Origin of the sequence: Streptomyces sp. NPDC050121 (assembly GCF_044460385.1) — a bacterium.
Classification (GTDB): domain Bacteria; phylum Actinomycetota; class Actinomycetes; order Streptomycetales; family Streptomycetaceae; genus Streptomyces; species Streptomyces soliscabiei.
Map to the genome: position 1 here is coordinate 96,301 of NZ_JBITJV010000033.1, position 16,532 is coordinate 112,832.

At 69.9% G+C, this 16,532-nt stretch carries 14 protein-coding genes; 10 read left to right on the top strand and 4 right to left on the bottom strand.

Annotated features, from left to right (window positions below; genetic code table 11):
- Positions 1-72 precede the first annotated feature (72 nt).
- The 5 genes from ACIBTS_RS36705 (at position 73) to ACIBTS_RS36725 (ending at position 7,924) form a co-directional block, all read left to right on the top strand.
- Positions 73-3,042, top strand: coding sequence for a glycoside hydrolase family 2 TIM barrel-domain containing protein (locus ACIBTS_RS36705; RefSeq protein ID WP_399325015.1), 2,970 nt, complete (start codon positions 73-75; stop codon positions 3,040-3,042).
- A 66-nt stretch (positions 3,043-3,108) separates the two neighbouring features.
- Positions 3,109-4,419, top strand: a complete 1,311-nt coding sequence (locus ACIBTS_RS36710) for an ABC transporter substrate-binding protein (RefSeq protein WP_399325016.1) — start codon at positions 3,109-3,111, stop codon at positions 4,417-4,419.
- Between the two features lie 100 nt (positions 4,420-4,519).
- Positions 4,520-5,500, top strand: coding sequence for a carbohydrate ABC transporter permease (locus tag ACIBTS_RS36715; RefSeq protein ID WP_399325017.1), 981 nt, complete (start codon positions 4,520-4,522; stop codon positions 5,498-5,500).
- A complete protein-coding gene (locus ACIBTS_RS36720) occupies positions 5,497-6,375 on the top strand; it encodes a carbohydrate ABC transporter permease (protein WP_399325018.1) in 879 nt (292 codons plus the stop codon). The genes ACIBTS_RS36715 and ACIBTS_RS36720 overlap by 4 nt, the downstream gene beginning before the upstream one ends.
- Positions 6,376-6,424: 49 nt before the next feature.
- A complete protein-coding gene (locus tag ACIBTS_RS36725; protein ID WP_399325019.1) occupies positions 6,425-7,924 on the top strand; it encodes an alpha-N-arabinofuranosidase in 1,500 nt (499 codons plus the stop codon).
- A gap of 150 nt (positions 7,925-8,074) precedes the next feature.
- Here ACIBTS_RS36725 and ychF read toward each other — a convergent pair whose 3' ends face one another.
- A complete protein-coding gene (gene ychF, locus ACIBTS_RS36730; RefSeq protein ID WP_399325020.1) occupies positions 8,075-9,163 on the bottom strand; it encodes a redox-regulated ATPase YchF in 1,089 nt (362 codons plus the stop codon).
- 414 nt (positions 9,164-9,577) lie between these two features.
- Here ychF and ACIBTS_RS36735 point away from each other — a divergent pair, with 414 nt between their 5' ends.
- Positions 9,578-9,967 (top strand): DUF6542 domain-containing protein, encoded by a 390-nt coding sequence (locus tag ACIBTS_RS36735; RefSeq protein WP_399325021.1) that lies wholly within the window; start codon positions 9,578-9,580, stop codon positions 9,965-9,967.
- A 113-nt stretch (positions 9,968-10,080) separates the two neighbouring features.
- Here the strand turns inward: ACIBTS_RS36735 and ppgK are convergent, their stop codons facing one another.
- Positions 10,081-10,827 (bottom strand): polyphosphate--glucose phosphotransferase, encoded by a 747-nt coding sequence (gene ppgK / locus ACIBTS_RS36740; RefSeq protein WP_399325022.1) that lies wholly within the window; start codon positions 10,825-10,827, stop codon positions 10,081-10,083.
- Between the two features lie 29 nt (positions 10,828-10,856).
- The gene (locus ACIBTS_RS36745) at positions 10,857-11,894 is read right to left on the bottom strand and encodes a 4-hydroxy-3-methylbut-2-enyl diphosphate reductase (protein ID WP_319671577.1); all 1,038 of its coding nucleotides are present in this window, start codon (positions 11,892-11,894) and stop codon (positions 10,857-10,859) included.
- A 91-nt stretch (positions 11,895-11,985) separates the two neighbouring features.
- Here ACIBTS_RS36745 and xseA point away from each other — a divergent pair, with 91 nt between their 5' ends.
- The 3 genes from xseA (at position 11,986) to ACIBTS_RS36760 (ending at position 14,346) form a co-directional block, all read left to right on the top strand.
- Positions 11,986-13,200, top strand: a complete 1,215-nt coding sequence (xseA, locus tag ACIBTS_RS36750) for an exodeoxyribonuclease VII large subunit (RefSeq protein WP_399325023.1) — start codon at positions 11,986-11,988, stop codon at positions 13,198-13,200.
- Between the two features lie 78 nt (positions 13,201-13,278).
- Positions 13,279-13,503: an exodeoxyribonuclease VII small subunit gene (locus ACIBTS_RS36755; protein ID WP_399325024.1), complete on the top strand. Its 225-nt coding sequence runs from the start codon at positions 13,279-13,281 to the stop codon at positions 13,501-13,503.
- A gap of 252 nt (positions 13,504-13,755) precedes the next feature.
- Complete coding sequence (locus ACIBTS_RS36760; RefSeq protein ID WP_399325025.1) at positions 13,756-14,346, top strand: malonic semialdehyde reductase; 591 nt, start codon at positions 13,756-13,758, stop codon at positions 14,344-14,346.
- An 84-nt stretch (positions 14,347-14,430) separates the two neighbouring features.
- On the opposite strand, the gene ACIBTS_RS36765 is transcribed toward ACIBTS_RS36760, so the two are convergent.
- On the bottom strand, positions 14,431-14,955 hold the full coding sequence (locus ACIBTS_RS36765; protein ID WP_399325026.1) for a DUF4245 domain-containing protein: 525 nt from the start codon (positions 14,953-14,955) through the stop codon (positions 14,431-14,433).
- A gap of 131 nt (positions 14,956-15,086) precedes the next feature.
- On the opposite strand from ACIBTS_RS36765, the gene glpX reads away from it, so the two are divergent.
- Complete coding sequence (gene glpX, locus ACIBTS_RS36770; protein WP_079659991.1) at positions 15,087-16,121, top strand: class II fructose-bisphosphatase; 1,035 nt, start codon at positions 15,087-15,089, stop codon at positions 16,119-16,121.
- Positions 16,122-16,532: the final 411 nt, after the last annotated feature.

Here is a 16,532-nt window from a genome sequence, read left to right on the forward strand (position 1 = left end):
AGTGGCCGGGACGGTCCTGCCGGACCGGCTTCCCGCCACCGCTACGAGTTGCGACAGAAAGCACCTCCACTGATGAGAGACCTCGACCCCAACGCGTACGTCGAAGACCGGTCGCCGGGCACCGGACGGCTGCGGCCGCGCGCCGCGTTCGCTTCCGACCTGCCCACGATCGCGCTCGACGGCGACTGGAGATTCCGGCTGGCGTCGGGGCTGGACGACCTCACCGGGGACTTCGCCGCGCCGGACTTCGACGACACCGCCTGGGACCTGCTCGCCGTGCCGTCCTGCTGGCAGATGACCGGCCTGCCCGGCGAGCCGCGCTACGGCGCCCCGGCCTACACCAACATCCTGTACCCGTTCCCGGTCGACCCGCCGCGGGTGCCCCGGCAGAACCCGACCGGCGAGTACCGCCGCGAGTTCGACGTTCCGGAAGGGTTCCCGGCATCGGCCGCGGTGCTCCGGTTCGAGGGCGTCGACTCCGCGTTCGCGGTGTGGCTCAACGGGATCCGGCTCGGCGACGGCAAGGGCAGCCGGCTGACCACCGAGTTCGACGTCCGTGCCGGTCTGCGGCCCGGTCGGAACGTACTCGCGGTCCGCGTGCACCAGTGGTCGTCCGGCAGCTACCTGGAAGACCAGGACATGTGGTGGCTGTCCGGGATCTTCCGGTCGGTGTCCGTGGCCGCCCGCGGTGTCGAGGACTTCTTCGTCCACACCGCCTACGACCACACGACGGGGCAGGGCACCCTGGCCGTCGACGTCACCGCCCCTACCCGGGTGTTTCTGTCGGTGCCCGAGCTCGGCATATCCGCCGCCGATCCGGCCGGCCCGCACGTGATCGACGGCATCGAGCCCTGGTCGGACGAGCAGCCGCGCCTGTACACGGGGGAACTGGTCTCCGAAGCCGGGGAGCGGATACCGCTGCGCATCGGCTTCCGCACCGTGGCCGTCGCGGACGGCGTCCTGACCGTGAACGGCAGGCCGATATCCCTGCGGGGCGTCAACCGCCACGAATGGCATCCGCTGACGGGACGGACCCTGACCGAGGACACCATGGTGGCCGACGTGCTGCTCATGAAGCAGCACAACATCAACGCGGTGCGCACCGCCCACTACCCACCCGACCACCGTTTCCTGGACCTGTGCGACAAGCACGGCCTGTGGGTGTTCTGCGAGGGCGACCTCGAGACGCACGGCTTCGAACCCGGCGGCTGGCGGCGCAACCCCAGCGACGACCCCGCGTGGCGCGAGGCCTACCTGGACCGGGCCGCGCGGCTGGTGGAACGCGACAAGAACCACCCCTCCGTCATCGTCTGGTCGCTGGGGAACGAGTCCGGCACCGGAGCCAACCTGGCCGCCGCGGCCGCGTGGATCCGGCAGCGCGACGACAGCCGCCTGATCCACTACGAGGGCGACTTCGCGAGCTGCGCGTACGTCGACCTGTACTCCCGCATGTACATCGGTGTGGACGAGCTGGCCGCCGTGGGACGCGGCCAGGAGGCGCCGACGGCGGATCCGGCCGACGACGCACACCGCCGCGCCCTGCCGGCCGTCCTGTGCGAGTACGGACACGCCATGGGCACCGGCCCCGGCGGGCTGTCCGAGTACCAGCAGGTCATCGAGGCACATCCGCGCCTGGCCGGTGGATTCATCTGGGAGTGGATCGACCACGGGATCGCCCGGCTCACCGGGCAGGAGGACCCCCACACGTTCTACGCCTACGGCGGCGACTTCGGCGAGGAGGTCCACGACGGCAATTTCGTCGCCGACGGACTGCTCTTCCCCGACCGCACGCCGTCGCCGGGCCTGGTCGAGTACAAGAAGGTCATCGAACCGGTCCGGATCCACATCGACCCGGCGACCAGGCAGATCGGCGTGCACAATCTGCACCACGTCCGCGACAGCGGCTACCTGGACTTCCGGTGGACCGTCGAGGACGGCGGCGAGCCGGTGGGCTCCGGCGGCCTGACCGTGCCCGCGACCGCTCCGGGCGCGACGACGACCGTCGCATGGCCCGCCGACGTCACCGCCGCGCTCGATGCGGCGCGCAAGAACGACTCCGGCCACGAGGTGTGGCTGACCGTGACCGCGGTGCTCGCCGCCGACGAGACCTGGGCCGGGGCCGGTCACGAGATCGCCTGGGCCCAGGGGCTGGTCGTGGCTCCGGCCGCCTCGCCCGTCCCCTTCACGCCGGCGCCGGCGATCGCCCACGACGGGTACATCGCACTGGGTCCCGCGCGGTTCGACGCCCGCACGGGGGTGCTGATACGGCTCGGCGACCTGGAGCTCGACGGTCCGAGGCTGGACGTCTGGCGGGCCCCGATCGACAACGACCTGCTCAGCGCCTTCGGCGAGCAGCAGATCGGCGCTTGGCTCGCCGCCGGACTGCACCGGATGCGCCACGATGTCCTGGTTGTCGAGCCCGACGCGTCGGGACTGACGGTCATCGCCCGGCTGGCCGCCGCCGGATCCTCCTCCGCGCTCGGCGTGGTCTACCGGTGGACGGCCTGCGACACACCGCATACGGCGGGCCAGGCCCGGCTCCGGCTGGAAGCCGTCGTCACCCCCGACGGCCCATGGCCGGTGCCGCTGCCCCGACTGGGCGTCGCGATGTCGCTGCCCGGCACCGACGCCGAAGTCGAGTGGTTCGGTCCCGGCCCCGGTGAGGCGTACCGCGACTCCCGCGCCGCGGCCCGCGTCGGCCGCCACCTGTCGACCGTCTCGGCGATGCAGATCCCTCAGGTCCGCCCGCAGGAGAACGGCAACCGCCACCAAGTCCGCCGCGCCAGGATCACGACCCCGGACGGCACCCTGCTCATCACCGGCGACCCGGTCATCGACCTGACCGTTCGCCCCTGGAGCACCGAAGCCCTTGCCGCCGCGGCCCACCAGCACGACCTGGTCCGCGACGGCAGACTCCATCTGCACCTCGACCACGCCCACCACGGCCTGGGCAGCACGGCCTGCGGCCCGGGCCCGTCGGCGCCGCACGTCCTGGCCGCGGTCACCACCGCGTTCGGCGTGGAGTTCGGCACCAGCCGGTAGACGGGCCTTGCCCGCCCGCCCACCGGCCATCCAGCAAGTCCGCCCCTGTCACAGAAGGTTCCTCACATGAACAGCACCACCATACGCACCCGCAGACTCCTGACGATCACCACCGCGGCGCTCCTCGTGGCCGGCCTCGGCGCGTGCAGCAGCACCGAGAGCAGCTCCGACAACTCGGAGAAGAGCCAGGCCGGGCCGGTGAAGATGGAGTTCTGGGGCTGGGCCGGCTACGAGAAGATCGTCGACCAGTGGAACGCCGCCCACCCGGACGCCAAGGTCACCTTCAAGAAGATCCCGTCGGGCCCCAAGGGCGGCTACGCCCAGATCAACAACGCGATCACCGCCGGCAAGGGCCCGTGCCTGGCCCAGATCGAGTACCAGACCATCCCGTCGATGCTCGTGAAGAACTCGGTCATGGACATCACGAAGTACGCGAGCGACGGCATGGACAAGTACGTCCCGTCGGCCGTCTCCTCCTCCAGCGTCGGCGGCAAGATCTACGGGGTTCCGGTGGACGTCGGCCCGATGGTCCTCTTCTACCGCAAGGACCTGTTCGCCAAGTACGGCATCAGCAAGCCGCCGGCCACCTGGGCCGAGTACAAGGCCGACGCCGAGAAGGTCACCGCCGCCGACCCCGGTGTGAAGATCGGCCCCATGCTCGGCGACGGCGGCAGTTTGGCGTCCTTCACCCTGCAGACCGGCCAGTCCTGGTACTCGGCCAAGGGAGACAGCTGGACCGTCAGCATCGACAACCCCGGCACCCGCAAGGTCGCCTCCTACTGGCAGGACCTGAAGGACAAGGGTCTGGTGTCGAAGACCGGCAGCGCCTGGGACCCGCAGTTCAACAAGGCCTCCGAAGCCGGCAAGGTGCTGACGTTCGTCAGCCCGGCCTGGGCCGCCGGCGGTCTGAAGTCGGACCTGAAGGACCTGGCCGGCAAGTGGAGCGTCGCCCCGATGCCGACCTGGGAGGCCGGCGACGGCAAGAGCGCCAGCGGCGGCGGCTCGGCCACCTCGGTGATGACCGGGTGCAAGACGCCCCGCGAAGCAGTGCAGTTCGCCGATTTCCTGTCCAGTGACCCGCAGGCCGTGAAGACGGGCATCGAAGGCGGGCTGTACCCGGCGTCGAAGGCCGGACAGGAAGACCCGGCACTCACGGGGGGCGACCCGTACTTCGGCGGCCAGAAGGTCGGTGACGTGTACAAGGCCTCCGCCGCGCAGGTGCCCAGCACGTGGACCAACGGCCCGACCTTCCAGCAGGTCGAGTCGGACTTCACCGGTGCCATCGGTCAGGGCACCCTGCCGGACGCGGTCACCAAGGTCCAGGCCTCGACGGTCGCCGCGATCAAGAAGCTCGGACTGTCGGTGACCAACGGCTGAGGCAGCGGAACTCCAGCCGCCCCGAAGGATTCCCGCGGCCGCCCGTATCCGGCGCCGCGGGAACCCGCTTCCTGACGACGAACCGCCCAGCGAGGTTTCCATGAGCAGTCCCAGCAGCACCCGGACCGCGTCACCACCGCGGCCGGCGCCCGCGGCCACCCGCCGCGACTCCCCCGCCGGCCGGGCTCGGCGCACCGGCCGCCGTACCGCGTTGACCGCGTCGGGTTTCCTGGCGCCGTTCGCGGTGCTCTTCCTGACCATGATGGTCGCGCCGATCTGTTACGCGATCTACCAGAGCTTCTTCACCGTCCATCGCGCGGGGCTGTTCGGCGGTGCGCGGACCACGGAGTTCGCGGGACTGTCCAACTACGCCGACGCCTTCAGCGACCACGACTTCATCGCGTCGATCGTCCGGGTCGTGCTGCTGGGCTGCGTCCAGGTCCCGGTCATGCTCGGCCTCGCCCTCCTGCTCGCGCTCCTGCTGGACTCCCGCTCGGCCCGGCTGCGGAAGGCCTACCGGCTCACGTTCTTCCTGCCCTACGCGCTGCCGGGTGCGATCGCCGCGGTGATGTGGTCCTTCCTCCTGGTGAAAGACCTCTCGCCGTTCACCGGACCGCTGTCCCACATCGGGATCCACACCGACTTCCTGTCGCCGTCGTGGGTTCCGGCCTCGATCGGGAACATGCTCACGTGGGGCTGGACCGGCTACAACATGCTGATCATCTACTCCGCGCTGCAGACGATCCCCGCCGAGGTGATGGAGGCCGCCGCGCTCGACGGCTGCACCGGATGGCGTCTGGCGTGGGCGGTGAAGATCCCGCTGGTGCGTCCCGCGCTGGTGCTGACCACGGTCTTCTCCATCATCGGGACGGCGCAGATGTACACCGAGCCGGCGGTGCTGGTCAGCGCACGCATCCCGGGCGTCGACCCGAAGTTCTCCCCGATCATGAACACGACCCTGGGCATGGACGTGGGCGGCCAGAACCTGGCCGCCGCCGAGTCCGTCGTGCTCGCGCTGATCACCCTCGTGCTCTCGTTCGGATTCCTCAAGTACAACCAGCGCAAGGGAGCGATGGCATGAGCGTGATTCCGGCCGGCCGACCGACCCGACCGCCCCGCCGCGGCAGCGACATCGCGAGCAAGGCCGTCGTCAACGGCGTGCTGGGCCTGATGGCCCTGTACACGCTGATCCCGCTGTGGTGGCTGTTCGTCTCCTCGACCAAGGAATCGGGCTACCTCTACACCGGTACGCCGCTGTGGTTCTCCCACTTCGACCTGGTCACCAACATCAGGAACGTGTTCAGCTTCGAGGACGGCATCTTCCCCACCTGGCTCGCCAACAGCGCGCTGTACAGCCTCGTCGGCGCCACCGTCGGCACCCTGCTGTCCGCGATGGCCGGCTACGCGCTGTCCAAGTTCACCTTCCGCGGCCGCGAAAGCGTGTTCAACGTCATCCTCGCCTCGGTTCTCATCCCGGCGCCGATGTTCGCCCTGCCGTTGTTCCTGCTCATGGCCAAGCTGGACATCACCAACTCCTACTGGTCGGTGCTGCTGCCGAGCTGTGTCAGCCCGTTCGGCGTCTACCTGTGCCGGATCTTCGCCGCGTCGTCCGTCCCGGACGAACTGCTTGAGGCCGCACGGCTCGACGGAGCAGGCGAACAGCGCACCTTCTTCCGGATCGCCCTGCCGCTGATGTCCCCGGCACTGGTGACCGTCTTCCTGTTCCAGTTCGTCGCCATCTGGAACAACTACCTGCTGCCCTCGCTCATGCTCAACACCCCCTCACTGCAGCCCGTCACGGTGGGCCTGGTGCAGTGGCGCGCGGAGTACGCCAGCGGAGTGCCGATACTGCTGCCGATCACCGGTGCGTTCCTGTCGCTGATCCCTCTGCTCGTCGCCTTCATCAGCATGCAGCGGTTCTGGCGCAAGGGCCTGACCGCAGGCGCCGTCAAGTAGCGCCTCCCCTGCCCCACACCCCCGTCCTGAACTGCAAAGGAACACTGAATTGCCCCGCGCCCACGTCATTCTCGACAAGCAGGCCGTCATCGCTCCTGTCCGACGCCGCACCTTCGGCTCGTTCGTCGAGCACCTGGGCCGCTGCGTGTACACCGGGCTCTACGAGCCGGAACACCCGAGCGCGAACGACGACGGGTTCCGTATGGACGTCGTCGAACTGGTCAGGGAGCTGGGTACCAGGACCGTCCGCTACCCGGGCGGCAACTTCGTCTCCGGCTTCCGCTGGGAGGACTCGGTCGGCCCACGCGACAAGCGCCCGGTGCGCCGCGACCTCGCCTGGCATTCGCTGGAGTCGAACCAGGTCGGCCTGGACGAGTTCGCCCGCTGGCTCAAGCTCACCGACTCCGAGATGATGCTCGCGTTGAACCTCGGCACGCGGGGCATCCTGCCCGCCCTGGACCTGCTCGAGTACGCCAACCACCCCTCCGGTACGGCGCTGTCGGACCTGCGTGTCGCCAACGGCACACCGGAGCCGCACGACGTGCGCATGTGGTGCCTCGGCAACGAGATGGACGGACCCTGGCAGACCGGCTTCCTGACGGCCGACGACTACGGCAAGCTCGCCGCCCGTACCGCCGGCGCGATGAAGATGGCCGACAAGGACCTCGAACTCGTGGTCTGCGGCTCCTCCAACTCCGGGATGCCGACCTTCGGCGACTGGGAGCGCACGGTGCTCGAGCACACCTACGACCACGTCGACTACGTCTCCTGCCACGCCTACTACCAGGAGCACGACGGCGACCTCGGCTCCTTCCTCGCCTCGGCGACCGACATGGACTACTTCATCGACACCGTCGTCGCGACCGCCGACCACGTGGGCTACAAGAAACGCTCCAACAAGAAGATCAACATCTCGTTCGACGAGTGGAACGTCTGGTACCAGAAGGAGCACGCGGAGTCCGACGAGGTCAACGACGAGTGGCGGCACGCCCCCCGGCAGCTGGAGGACGTCTACTCGGTGGCGGACGCCGTCGTCGTCGGCAACCTGCTGATGACGCTGCTCAAGCACAGCGACCGCGTCACCTCGGCCTCGCTCGCGCAACTGGTCAACGTGATCGCGCCGATCATGACCGAGCCCGGCGGCCCGGCCTGGCGGCAGACGACCTTCTACCCCTTCTCGATCACCAGCCGGCTCGCCTCTGGTGCAGTGATCCGGCCCGTGATCGAGGCGCCGGTGTACGAGACGGCGCGCCACGGCGAGGCATCCGTCATCGACGCCGTCGCGACCGTCGACGAGGACCGGGCCGCGGTCTTCCTCGTCAACCGCGACCTGGAGGAGGCCGCGCAGGTCACGATCGACGTGCGTGGCCTCGGCTCGTCGCGCGTCGTCGAGGCGGTCACGCTCGCCGACTCCGACGTGTACGCGAAGAACACACTCACGGAGCAGAACCGCGTGACCCCGACGGCGAACACGACCGCGAAACTCGCCGACGGCGTGCTCACCGTCGAACTGCCACCGGTGTCGTGGACCGCCATCGCGCTTGGCTGAGTACCGCAACCGCCTGACGGCGGGCGTGGAAAAGGGCTCTGATCGACATTTCGGGATCGCCGAGTGTGACGGCTCACGGCGTCGAGGTCCCTGCGCAGCCTGGACCTGGCGCCGGACCCGTGAGCCGTCAGACGGCCTTCGCCAGATCAACTAGACATTGAAGCGGAACTCCACGACGTCCCCGTCCTGCATGACGTACTCCTTGCCCTCCATGCGGGCCTTGCCCTTCGCGCGGGCCTCGGCGACCGAGCCGGTCTCGACCAGGTCGGCGAAGGAGATGACCTCCGCCTTGATGAAGCCCTTCTGGAAGTCGGTGTGGATGACACCGGCGGCCTCGGGGGCGGTGGCGCCCTTCTTGATGGTCCAGGCGCGGGATTCCTTGGGGCCGGCCGTGAGGTACGTCTGCAGGCCGAGGGTCTTGAAGCCCACGCGCGCGAGGGTCGCGAGGCCGGGCTCCTCGGCGCCGACGGACTCCAGGAGCTCCATCGCGTCCTCCTCGTCCAGCTCGGCGAGGTCCGCCTCCAGCTTGGCGTTGAGGAAGATCGCCTCGGCGGGGGCGACCAGGGCGCTCTGCTCGGCCTTGAACGCCTCGTCGGTCAGCTCGTCCTCGTCGACGTTGAAGACGTAGAGGAAGGGCTTCGTGGTCAGCAGGTGCAGGTCGTGCAGGAGCTCCTCGTTGCCGGAGCCCTGGACGATGCCCTGTGAGAAGAGCGTGTCGCCCTTCTCCAGGATCTCCTTCGCCGCCTCGACGGCCGCGACCTTCGCCACGACGTCCTTCTTGATCCGCGACTCCTTCTGCAGGCGCGGCAGGACCTTCTCGATCGTCTGGAGGTCCGCGAGGATCAGCTCGGTGTTGATCGTCTCGATGTCGTCCTTGGGCGAGACCTTGCCGTCGACATGGACGACGTTCTCGTCCTTGAAGGCGCGGATGACCTGGCAGATCGCGTCGGACTCACGGATGTTCGCGAGGAATTTGTTGCCGAGGCCCTCGCCCTCCGAGGCGCCCTTCACGATGCCCGCGATGTCGACGAAGTCGACGGTCGCCGGGAGGATCCGCTGCGAGGAGAAGATCTCGGCCAGCTTGGTGAGGCGCGCGTCGGGGACGCCGACGACGCCCACGTTGGGCTCGATCGTGGCGAACGGGTAGTTGGCCGCCAGCACGTCGTTCTTGGTCAGGGCGTTGAACAGGGTCGACTTGCCGACATTCGGCAGACCGACGATTCCGATCGTGAGCGACACGTTGCGACTTCCCGTAGTCAGAAGGGCCAGTGGGCCGGTTCCCGTAGTGAGCGGGCCGGGGGCGGGCCGGGGGCCGGCCGATGCCCCAGTTTACGGCGTGCGCGAGGCCGCCCCCACGGGCCTGTCGAACGCGTGGCCAAGCTCCGCCCCACGGCGTGTCCGACACCTGATTCGGCACATAAACCGACCTAAGTTGGTCCGGTGGAGCAACACAGGACACGCCCCCCGAACCGAGCCGTGCGACACGAACCGCCGCCGCCCCTTCCACCCCAGGCGGGCCGGGAAGGACGCCGCAGAGCCCCACGCCCCACGGCGGACCCCACACGCACCGCCCGAGCCGCACAAACCAACCGAACCAACCGGACCGGCCGGACCGGGCTGGCCGGCTGCGGGGAACGGGGCTCGGGGCGGCGGATGCCGAATCCCCGGCTCACCGGGCTGGGCGCGGGGCTGTTCGGCGGGGCGTCGATGTTGGTGGCGGGGTTCCTGGACCAGCTGCTCTTCGGGGCCTCGCTGACGGTGTACGGCGTGCTGTTCCTGCCCGTATGTCTGCTGACCGCCCTCTGGGTGCGCGCGGCCGACCTGCTGTCCGCGCCCGTGATCGCGCCGATCGCCTTCGCCCTGGGGCTCCTGCCCGTGGCCGGGGGCGGGAACGGGACCGAGGAGCGGCTGATGGGGCTGGTGACGGCCCTCGCCACCCAGGTCGGCTGGCTCTACGGCGGGACTCTCCTGGCCGCCCTGACCATCCTGACCCGCGGACTGCGCCGAGCGGCCGCCCGCCGCCACCTCGCGAACCGCCGCTAGCCGGCCGATCGCAGGGCCTCCGGCCCGGTCGCGGGGCCTCCGGCCCGGTCGCGGGGGTCCGGGGCTCGGCCGCGGGGGGTCCGGGGCTCGGCCCCAGCGCCTCCGGGGCGGAGTCAGTCGCCCTTCGCCGCCCGCATCGCCGCTCCGACGATTCCCGCGTTGTTCTGCAGCTGCGCCGGGACGATCTCCGCCTTGATGCCCTCGATGAGGTGCAGGAACTTCTCCGACTTGCGGCTGACGCCGCCGCCGATGATGAACAGCTCGGGCGAGAAGAGCATCTCGACGTGGGCGAGGTACTTCGTGACGCGGCGGGCCCAGTGCTCCCAGGTCAGCTCGCCGTCCTCCTTGGCCTTGCTGGAGGCGCGCTTCTCGGCGTCGTGCCCGTGCAGCTCCAGGTGGCCGAGCTCGGTGTTGGGGACGAGGACGCCGTCGGCGAAGAGGGCACTGCCGATACCCGTGCCGAACGTCAGCAGGATCACCGTGCCGCTGCGCTCACGGCCCGCGCCGAACGCGATTTCGGCGACCCCCGCCGCGTCCGCGTCGTTGACCACCGTCACCGGCAGCCCGCCCAGCCGCTCGCTGAACAACGCGCGCGCGTCCGTGTCGATCCAGCTCTTGTCGACGTTGGCCGCCGTACGGATCGTGGAGCCGCCGGTGACCACCCCGGGGAAGGTCAGCCCGACGGGGCCGGTCCAGCCGAAGTGCTCCACGACCTCCTTGACCCCGTCGGCCACGCTCTCGGGCGTCGCCGGATGCGGGGTGAGCACTTTCAGGCGCTCCTGAGCCAGGTCGCCCATGTCCAGGTCCACAGGGGCGCCCTTGATCCCGGATCCGCCGATGTCCACGCCGAAGATCTGCATGGCCCTACGTTACGACGACCGACTGACGGTCACTCGGCCACGGGTCCCGAGGAGCCCTCGGCACCGCTGCCGCCGCGCTCCGCGACCAGCGCCGCCGCCTCCTCGCGCAGGTCCCTGCGGAGCTCCTTGGGCAGCGAGAACGTGATGTGCTCCTCGGCCGCCTTGACGAGCTCGACGTCCCCGTACCCGCGCTCGGCGAGCCAGCCCAGGACCTCCTCGACGAGGACCTCCGGGACGGAGGCGCCGGAGGTGACGCCCACCGTCGTCACACCGTCCAGCCAGGCCTCGTCGATCTCGCTCGCGAAGTCCACGAGGTAGGCCTCGCGGGAGCCGGCGAGCTTGGCGACCTCGACGAGCCGCTTGGAGTTGGAGGAGTTGCGCGAGCCGACCACGATGACCAGCTCGGCCTCCGCGCCCATCTGCTTCACCGCGAGCTGACGGTTCTGCGTGGCGTAGCAGATGTCGTCGCTGGGCGGCGAGACGAGCTGCGGGAACTTCTCCTTCAGGGCGTCGACGGTCTCCATGGTCTCGTCGACGGAGAGGGTGGTCTGGGAGAGCCACACGATCTTCGACGGGTCGCGGACCTCTACCTTGGCGACGTCCTCGGGGCCGTCGACGAGCTGGATGTGGTCGGGGGCCTCGCCGGAGGTGCCGATGACCTCCTCGTGGCCCTCGTGCCCGATCAGGAGGATGTCGTAGTCCTCACTGGCGAAGCGGACGGCTTCCTTGTGGACCTTGGTGACGAGCGGGCAGGTCGCGTCGATGGTGGCGAGGCGCCCGCGCGCCGCCTCTTCGTGGACGACGGGGGCGACGCCGTGCGCGGAGAACATGACGATGTTGCCCGGCGGGACCTCCTCGGTCCGCTCGACGAAGATGGCGCCCTTGTTCTCCAGGGTCTGCACGACGTACTTGTTGTGGACGATCTCGTGGCGGACGTAGACCGGGGCCCCGTACTGCTCCAGGGCCTTCTCGACGGCGATCACGGCACGGTCGACGCCCGCGCAGTAGCCCCGGGGAGCGGCGAGCAGGACACGGCGGCGGCCAGGCGAAGCAGTCATGCGTCCCATCGTAAGGCCGCCTCCAGGGGGTCGAAGATCCCCGAGGGGTGAAGGGTTGGCGTCCACTGCGTTGTCAGTCGTGGCCGTTACTCTCGGGCGCATGGCTGTGAACACGTCCGCGGACGCCCCGCTGCCCGTCGGCGAGGTGTCGCGGCTCATCGGGAGCTGGATCGAGCGGCTCGGCGCGGTGTGGGTCGAGGGGCAGATCACCCAGTTGTCGCGGCGCCCGGGTGCGGGCGTCGTGTTCTTGACGCTGCGGGATCCGTCGCACGACATCTCCGTGAGCGTGACCTGCTACCGGCAGGTCTTCGACGCGGTCGCGGGCGTCGTCGGCGAGGGCGCGCGGGTCGTCGTCCACGCGAAGCCGGAGTGGTACGCGCCGCGGGGGCAGTTGTCGCTGCGCGCCGTGGAGATACGGCCGGTGGGGGTCGGGGAGCTGCTGGCGCGGCTGGAGCAGTTGAAGAAGTCGCTGGCCGCGGAGGGCCTCTTCGCCCCGGCGCGGAAGAAGCCGCTGCCCTTCCTGCCGCAGCTCGTCGGGCTGGTGTGCGGGCGGGCCTCCGCCGCCGAGCGGGACGTGCTGGAGAACGCACGGCACCGCTGGCCCGCCGTCCGCTTCGAGGTGCGCAATGTCGCCGTCCAGGGTGTGCACGCGGTGACACAGGTCGTCCAGGCCGTCAAGGAGCTCGACGCGCTCGACGACGTGGACGTGATCATCGTGGCGCGCGGGGGTGGCAGCGTCGAGGACCTGCTGCCCTTCTCGGACGAGCAGCTGGTGCGGGCGGTCGCGGCTTGCCGCACGCCGGTCGTCTCGGCGATCGGGCACGAGCCGGACAACCCGCTCCTCGACCATGTGGCCGACCTGCGCGCCTCGACGCCGACCGACGCCGCGAAGAAGGTCGTACCCGACGTCGGCGAGGAGCTGGAGCGGGTGCGGATGCTGCGCGGGCGGGCACGGCGGTGCGCGGAGGCGTTGGTGGAGCGGGAGGAGCGCGGGTTGGCGCAGGCGCTCGCGCGGCCCGTCATACAGGATCCGCACCGGATGGTCGACGAGCGGGCCGACCAGGTCGCCTCGCTCGTGGACCGCACCCGGCGCACGCTCGGTCACCTCCTGGACCGCGCCGACTCCGAGCTGACGCACACCCACGCGCGCGTGGTGGCCCTGTCGCCGGCCGCGACGCTGCGGCGGGGGTACGCGGTGCTGCAGAAGGCGGACGGGCACGTGGTCCGGGATCCGGGCGAGGTGGCGGCTGCCGAGGTGCTGCGCGCGCGGGTCGCCGAGGGCGAGTTCACCGTGAGCCGGGTCGACGGCCAGTAACCGAAGGCCGGCAACCGACGGCCGGACAGCGGCAGCCGGGGAAACGACGACTGGGAAACGACGACTGGGAATGGGTGCATGACGAGCAGGACGGACGAGGCGCTCGGGTACGAGCAGGCCCGCGACGAGCTGATCGATGTCGTACGGCGTCTGGAGGCGGGGGGTACGACGCTGGAGGAGTCCCTCGCCCTCTGGGAGCGCGGCGAGGAGCTGGCCAAGGTGTGCCGGCGCTGGCTGGAGGGTGCGCGGGCGCGGCTCGACGCGGCGCTGGCCGAGGAGGAGGAGTCCTCGGACGAGAAGTGACCCGGCCTCGACCGGTCCCGCTGACCGGCTGACGTACGGGCCGGCTGACGTACGGGCCAGCTGACGTACGGGCCGGCTGACGTACGGGCCGGCTGGCCTACGGGGCGGTGGATGTGAAGCAGATCACCTCGGCCCGCCTTTTGTTGAACCTTGAACATCCCTGCCGTACCGTCGGTGTCGTCAGCCGATCCGGACCACGGTCCGGTACTGGATCCGGACCGGATCCGGACGCCTCCCCAAGGAAGTTCACGCATGTCTCTCGTTCTTGACGCCGCCGCCCAGGACCTGCTGTTCCGCGAGGCCCGCACCGCGAACACCTTCACCGACGAGCCGGTGACCGACGAGCAGGTCCAGGCGATCTACGACCTCGTCAAGTACGGCCCGACGGCGTTCAACCAGAGCCCGCTGCGCATCACCCTGGTCCGCTCCGCCGAGGCCCGCGAGCGCCTGGTGAAGCACATGGCCGAGGGCAACCAGCCCAAGACCGCCGCCGCCCCGCTGGTCGCGATCCTCTCCGCGGACAACGAGTTCCACGAGGAGCTGCCGGCCCTGCTCCCGCACTTCCCGCAGGCCAAGGACCTCTTCTTCAGCGAGCGCCCGGCCCGTGAGGGCGCCGCCTCGCTGAACGCCGCGCTGCAGGCCGCCTACTTCATCATCGGCGTCCGCGCCGCCGGTCTCGCCGCCGGCCCGATGACCGGCCTGGACTTCGCGGGCGTCCAGAAGGAGTTCCTGGACGACGACCACACCCCGCTGGTCGTCGTCAACATCGGCAAGCCGGGCGAGGACGCCTGGTTCCCGCGTTCCCCGCGCCTGGCGTACGACGAGGTCGTCACCACCGTCTGAGACCAGTGACACAAGGTCCAGCGACATACGAAGAGGCCCCCGGCGCCCCCGCGCGCCGGGGGCCTCTTCGTGCGTCAGGGGCGCTCACGCCAGCTTCAGCGCCGCGGCCATCGTCGACAGCTGCTCGAAGGACCCCGTGCCCGCGACGACCGTGGTCGAGCCACTGGCGTCCTGCAGGACGAGCGCGTCGTAGCGGCCGCCGGTGTAGCGGGTCCAGGCGCGGCCGCCGATCTGCTCGGTGACCTTGGTCGCGGTCGAGCCCTGGCTGGCCTCGTCGATGAACTGCGCGCGCTTCTGAGTGGACTGCTCGATCGTCACGTACTCCCCGTCGGGGGCGTGGAAACCGAGGTGCCAGGCGTCGAAGTCGGCACCCTGGAAGCGCACCGAGGTCGCCTTCCAGGTGTCGGGCAGGCCCTCGGGCGCGGCCACCGGGTACGACGCCGCGCGACGCGCCGTGAGGAGTTCGACGCGGTAGTCGACCCGCTTGACGTCGGGAGCACGGTCGTCGTGGGGAATGAAGAGGTATATGACCCACGCCGCGATCATGATCAGCCCCAGGGAAAGGATCATGTCCCGGGCCGTCTTCTGCTTGCCGTTCGAACCTGCCACGCCCTCTATCGTCGCAGGTGCCCGGCGCGCTCATCCGTGGGGTCCCCTGCTCATTTTGTCGGACTGACGATAGAGTCGAGGATCGAACCCTCATCCGGCCGTCGTCGTATCAGTCAGAAAGGTGCGCTCCGATGACCGAGCATCATCACTTGCCGTCCGAACTGGACGTCCCCTCCGAGGCCCCCGACCGCAACCTCGCCCTGGAGCTCGTCCGGGTGACCGAAGCCGCCGCCATGGCCGCGGGCCGCTGGGTGGGACGCGGCGACAAGAACGGTGCCGACGGCGCCGCGGTGCGCGCCATGCGGACCCTCGTCTCCACCGTGTCGATGAACGGCGTGGTCGTCATCGGCGAGGGCGAGAAGGACGAGGCCCCGATGCTCTTCAACGGCGAGCGCGTCGGTGACGGGACCGGGCCCGAGGTCGACATCGCGGTCGACCCGATCGACGGCACCACGCTGACGGCGAAGGGCATGCCGAACGCGATCGCCGTCCTCGCGGCCACCGAGCGCGGCGCGATGTTCGACCCGTCCGCCGTGTTCTACATGGACAAGCTCGTCACCGGCCCGGAGGCCGCCGAGTTCGTCGACATCAACGCGCCCGTCGAGGTCAACATCCGCCGGGTCGCCAAGGCCAAGCGGGCCACCCCGGAGGACGTCACCGTCGTCATCCTGGACCGGCCGCGGCACGAGGGCATCATCAAGGAGATCCGGGAGACCGGCGCGCGCATCAAGCTGATCTCCGACGGTGACGTCGCCGGCTCGATCCTGGCCCTGCGCGAGGGCACCGGCATCGACCTGCTGCTCGGCATCGGCGGCACCCCCGAGGGCATCATCTCGGCCTGCGCCGTCAAGTGCCTGGGCGGTGTCATCCAGGGCAAGCTGTGGCCCAAGGACGACGAGGAGCGTGCGCGGGCGATCGACGCCGGGCACGACCTCGACCGCGTGCTGACCACCGAGGACCTGGTGACCGGGGAGAACGTGTTCTTCGTCGCCACCGGGATCACCGACGGGGAGCTGCTGCGCGGGGTTCGGTACCGGTCGGAGACCGCGACCACGGACTCGATCGTGATGCGGTCGAAGTCCGGGACGGTGCGGCGGATCGACTCCGAGCACCGGCTGAGCAAGCTGCGCGCCTACAGCGCGGTGGACTTCGATCGGGCCAAGTGACCCCGCGCCACTGAAAAACCGAAAGCCGACAGCAAAGAAGCAGGGCGCCCCCGGTGCGGAGGGGGCGCCCCTCGCTTCTCCAGGGGACCCTGGGGCCTGTCCGGCGGATCATGCCGCAGACGCGGGGAATGGCACGGCCTCCCCCACTCTCGGCTTCGCTCGAGCGGGAGGTGCCCCCACCGGCGTTGTCGTCGGTTGCCGACGTCCGCGTCGACGCCCTCCTCCGCCTTGCGGCTGCACGCACCATTCCCCGCTCACCTGCGTCGATCAGGCGCCGCTGCTCTCCTGCGACTTGATCCGCCGGACAGGCCCTAGCTGTTCTGTCCCGGGAGGTTGTGGATGCGTGAGGCAGGTCTCGGCTGAGGGATCTTGAACAGGTGAGGGCCTTCCGGTTCGGTGTGGATTGCGACG

Excerpts from the sequence above, each read along its gene's own strand:
- ACIBTS_RS36715 (WP_399325017.1), top strand. The coding sequence starts at position 4,520 with ATGAGCAGTCCCAGCAGCACCCGGACCGCGTCACCACCGCGGCCGGCG.
- ACIBTS_RS36735 (WP_399325021.1), top strand. The coding sequence starts at position 9,578 with ATGCCGAATCCCCGGCTCACCGGGCTGGGCGCGGGGCTGTTCGGCGGG.
- xseA (WP_399325023.1), top strand. The coding sequence starts at position 11,986 with ATGGCTGTGAACACGTCCGCGGACGCCCCGCTGCCCGTCGGCGAGGTG.
- ACIBTS_RS36720 (WP_399325018.1), top strand. The coding sequence starts at position 5,497 with ATGAGCGTGATTCCGGCCGGCCGACCGACCCGACCGCCCCGCCGCGGC.
- ACIBTS_RS36755 (WP_399325024.1), top strand. The coding sequence starts at position 13,279 with ATGACGAGCAGGACGGACGAGGCGCTCGGGTACGAGCAGGCCCGCGAC.
- ACIBTS_RS36705 (WP_399325015.1), top strand. The coding sequence starts at position 73 with ATGAGAGACCTCGACCCCAACGCGTACGTCGAAGACCGGTCGCCGGGC.
- glpX (WP_079659991.1), top strand. The coding sequence starts at position 15,087 with ATGACCGAGCATCATCACTTGCCGTCCGAACTGGACGTCCCCTCCGAG.
- ACIBTS_RS36710 (WP_399325016.1), top strand. The coding sequence starts at position 3,109 with ATGAACAGCACCACCATACGCACCCGCAGACTCCTGACGATCACCACC.
- ACIBTS_RS36760 (WP_399325025.1), top strand. The coding sequence starts at position 13,756 with ATGTCTCTCGTTCTTGACGCCGCCGCCCAGGACCTGCTGTTCCGCGAG.
- ppgK (WP_399325022.1), bottom strand. The coding sequence starts at position 10,827 with ATGCAGATCTTCGGCGTGGACATCGGCGGATCCGGGATCAAGGGCGCC.
- ACIBTS_RS36745 (WP_319671577.1), bottom strand. The coding sequence starts at position 11,894 with ATGGGACGCATGACTGCTTCGCCTGGCCGCCGCCGTGTCCTGCTCGCC.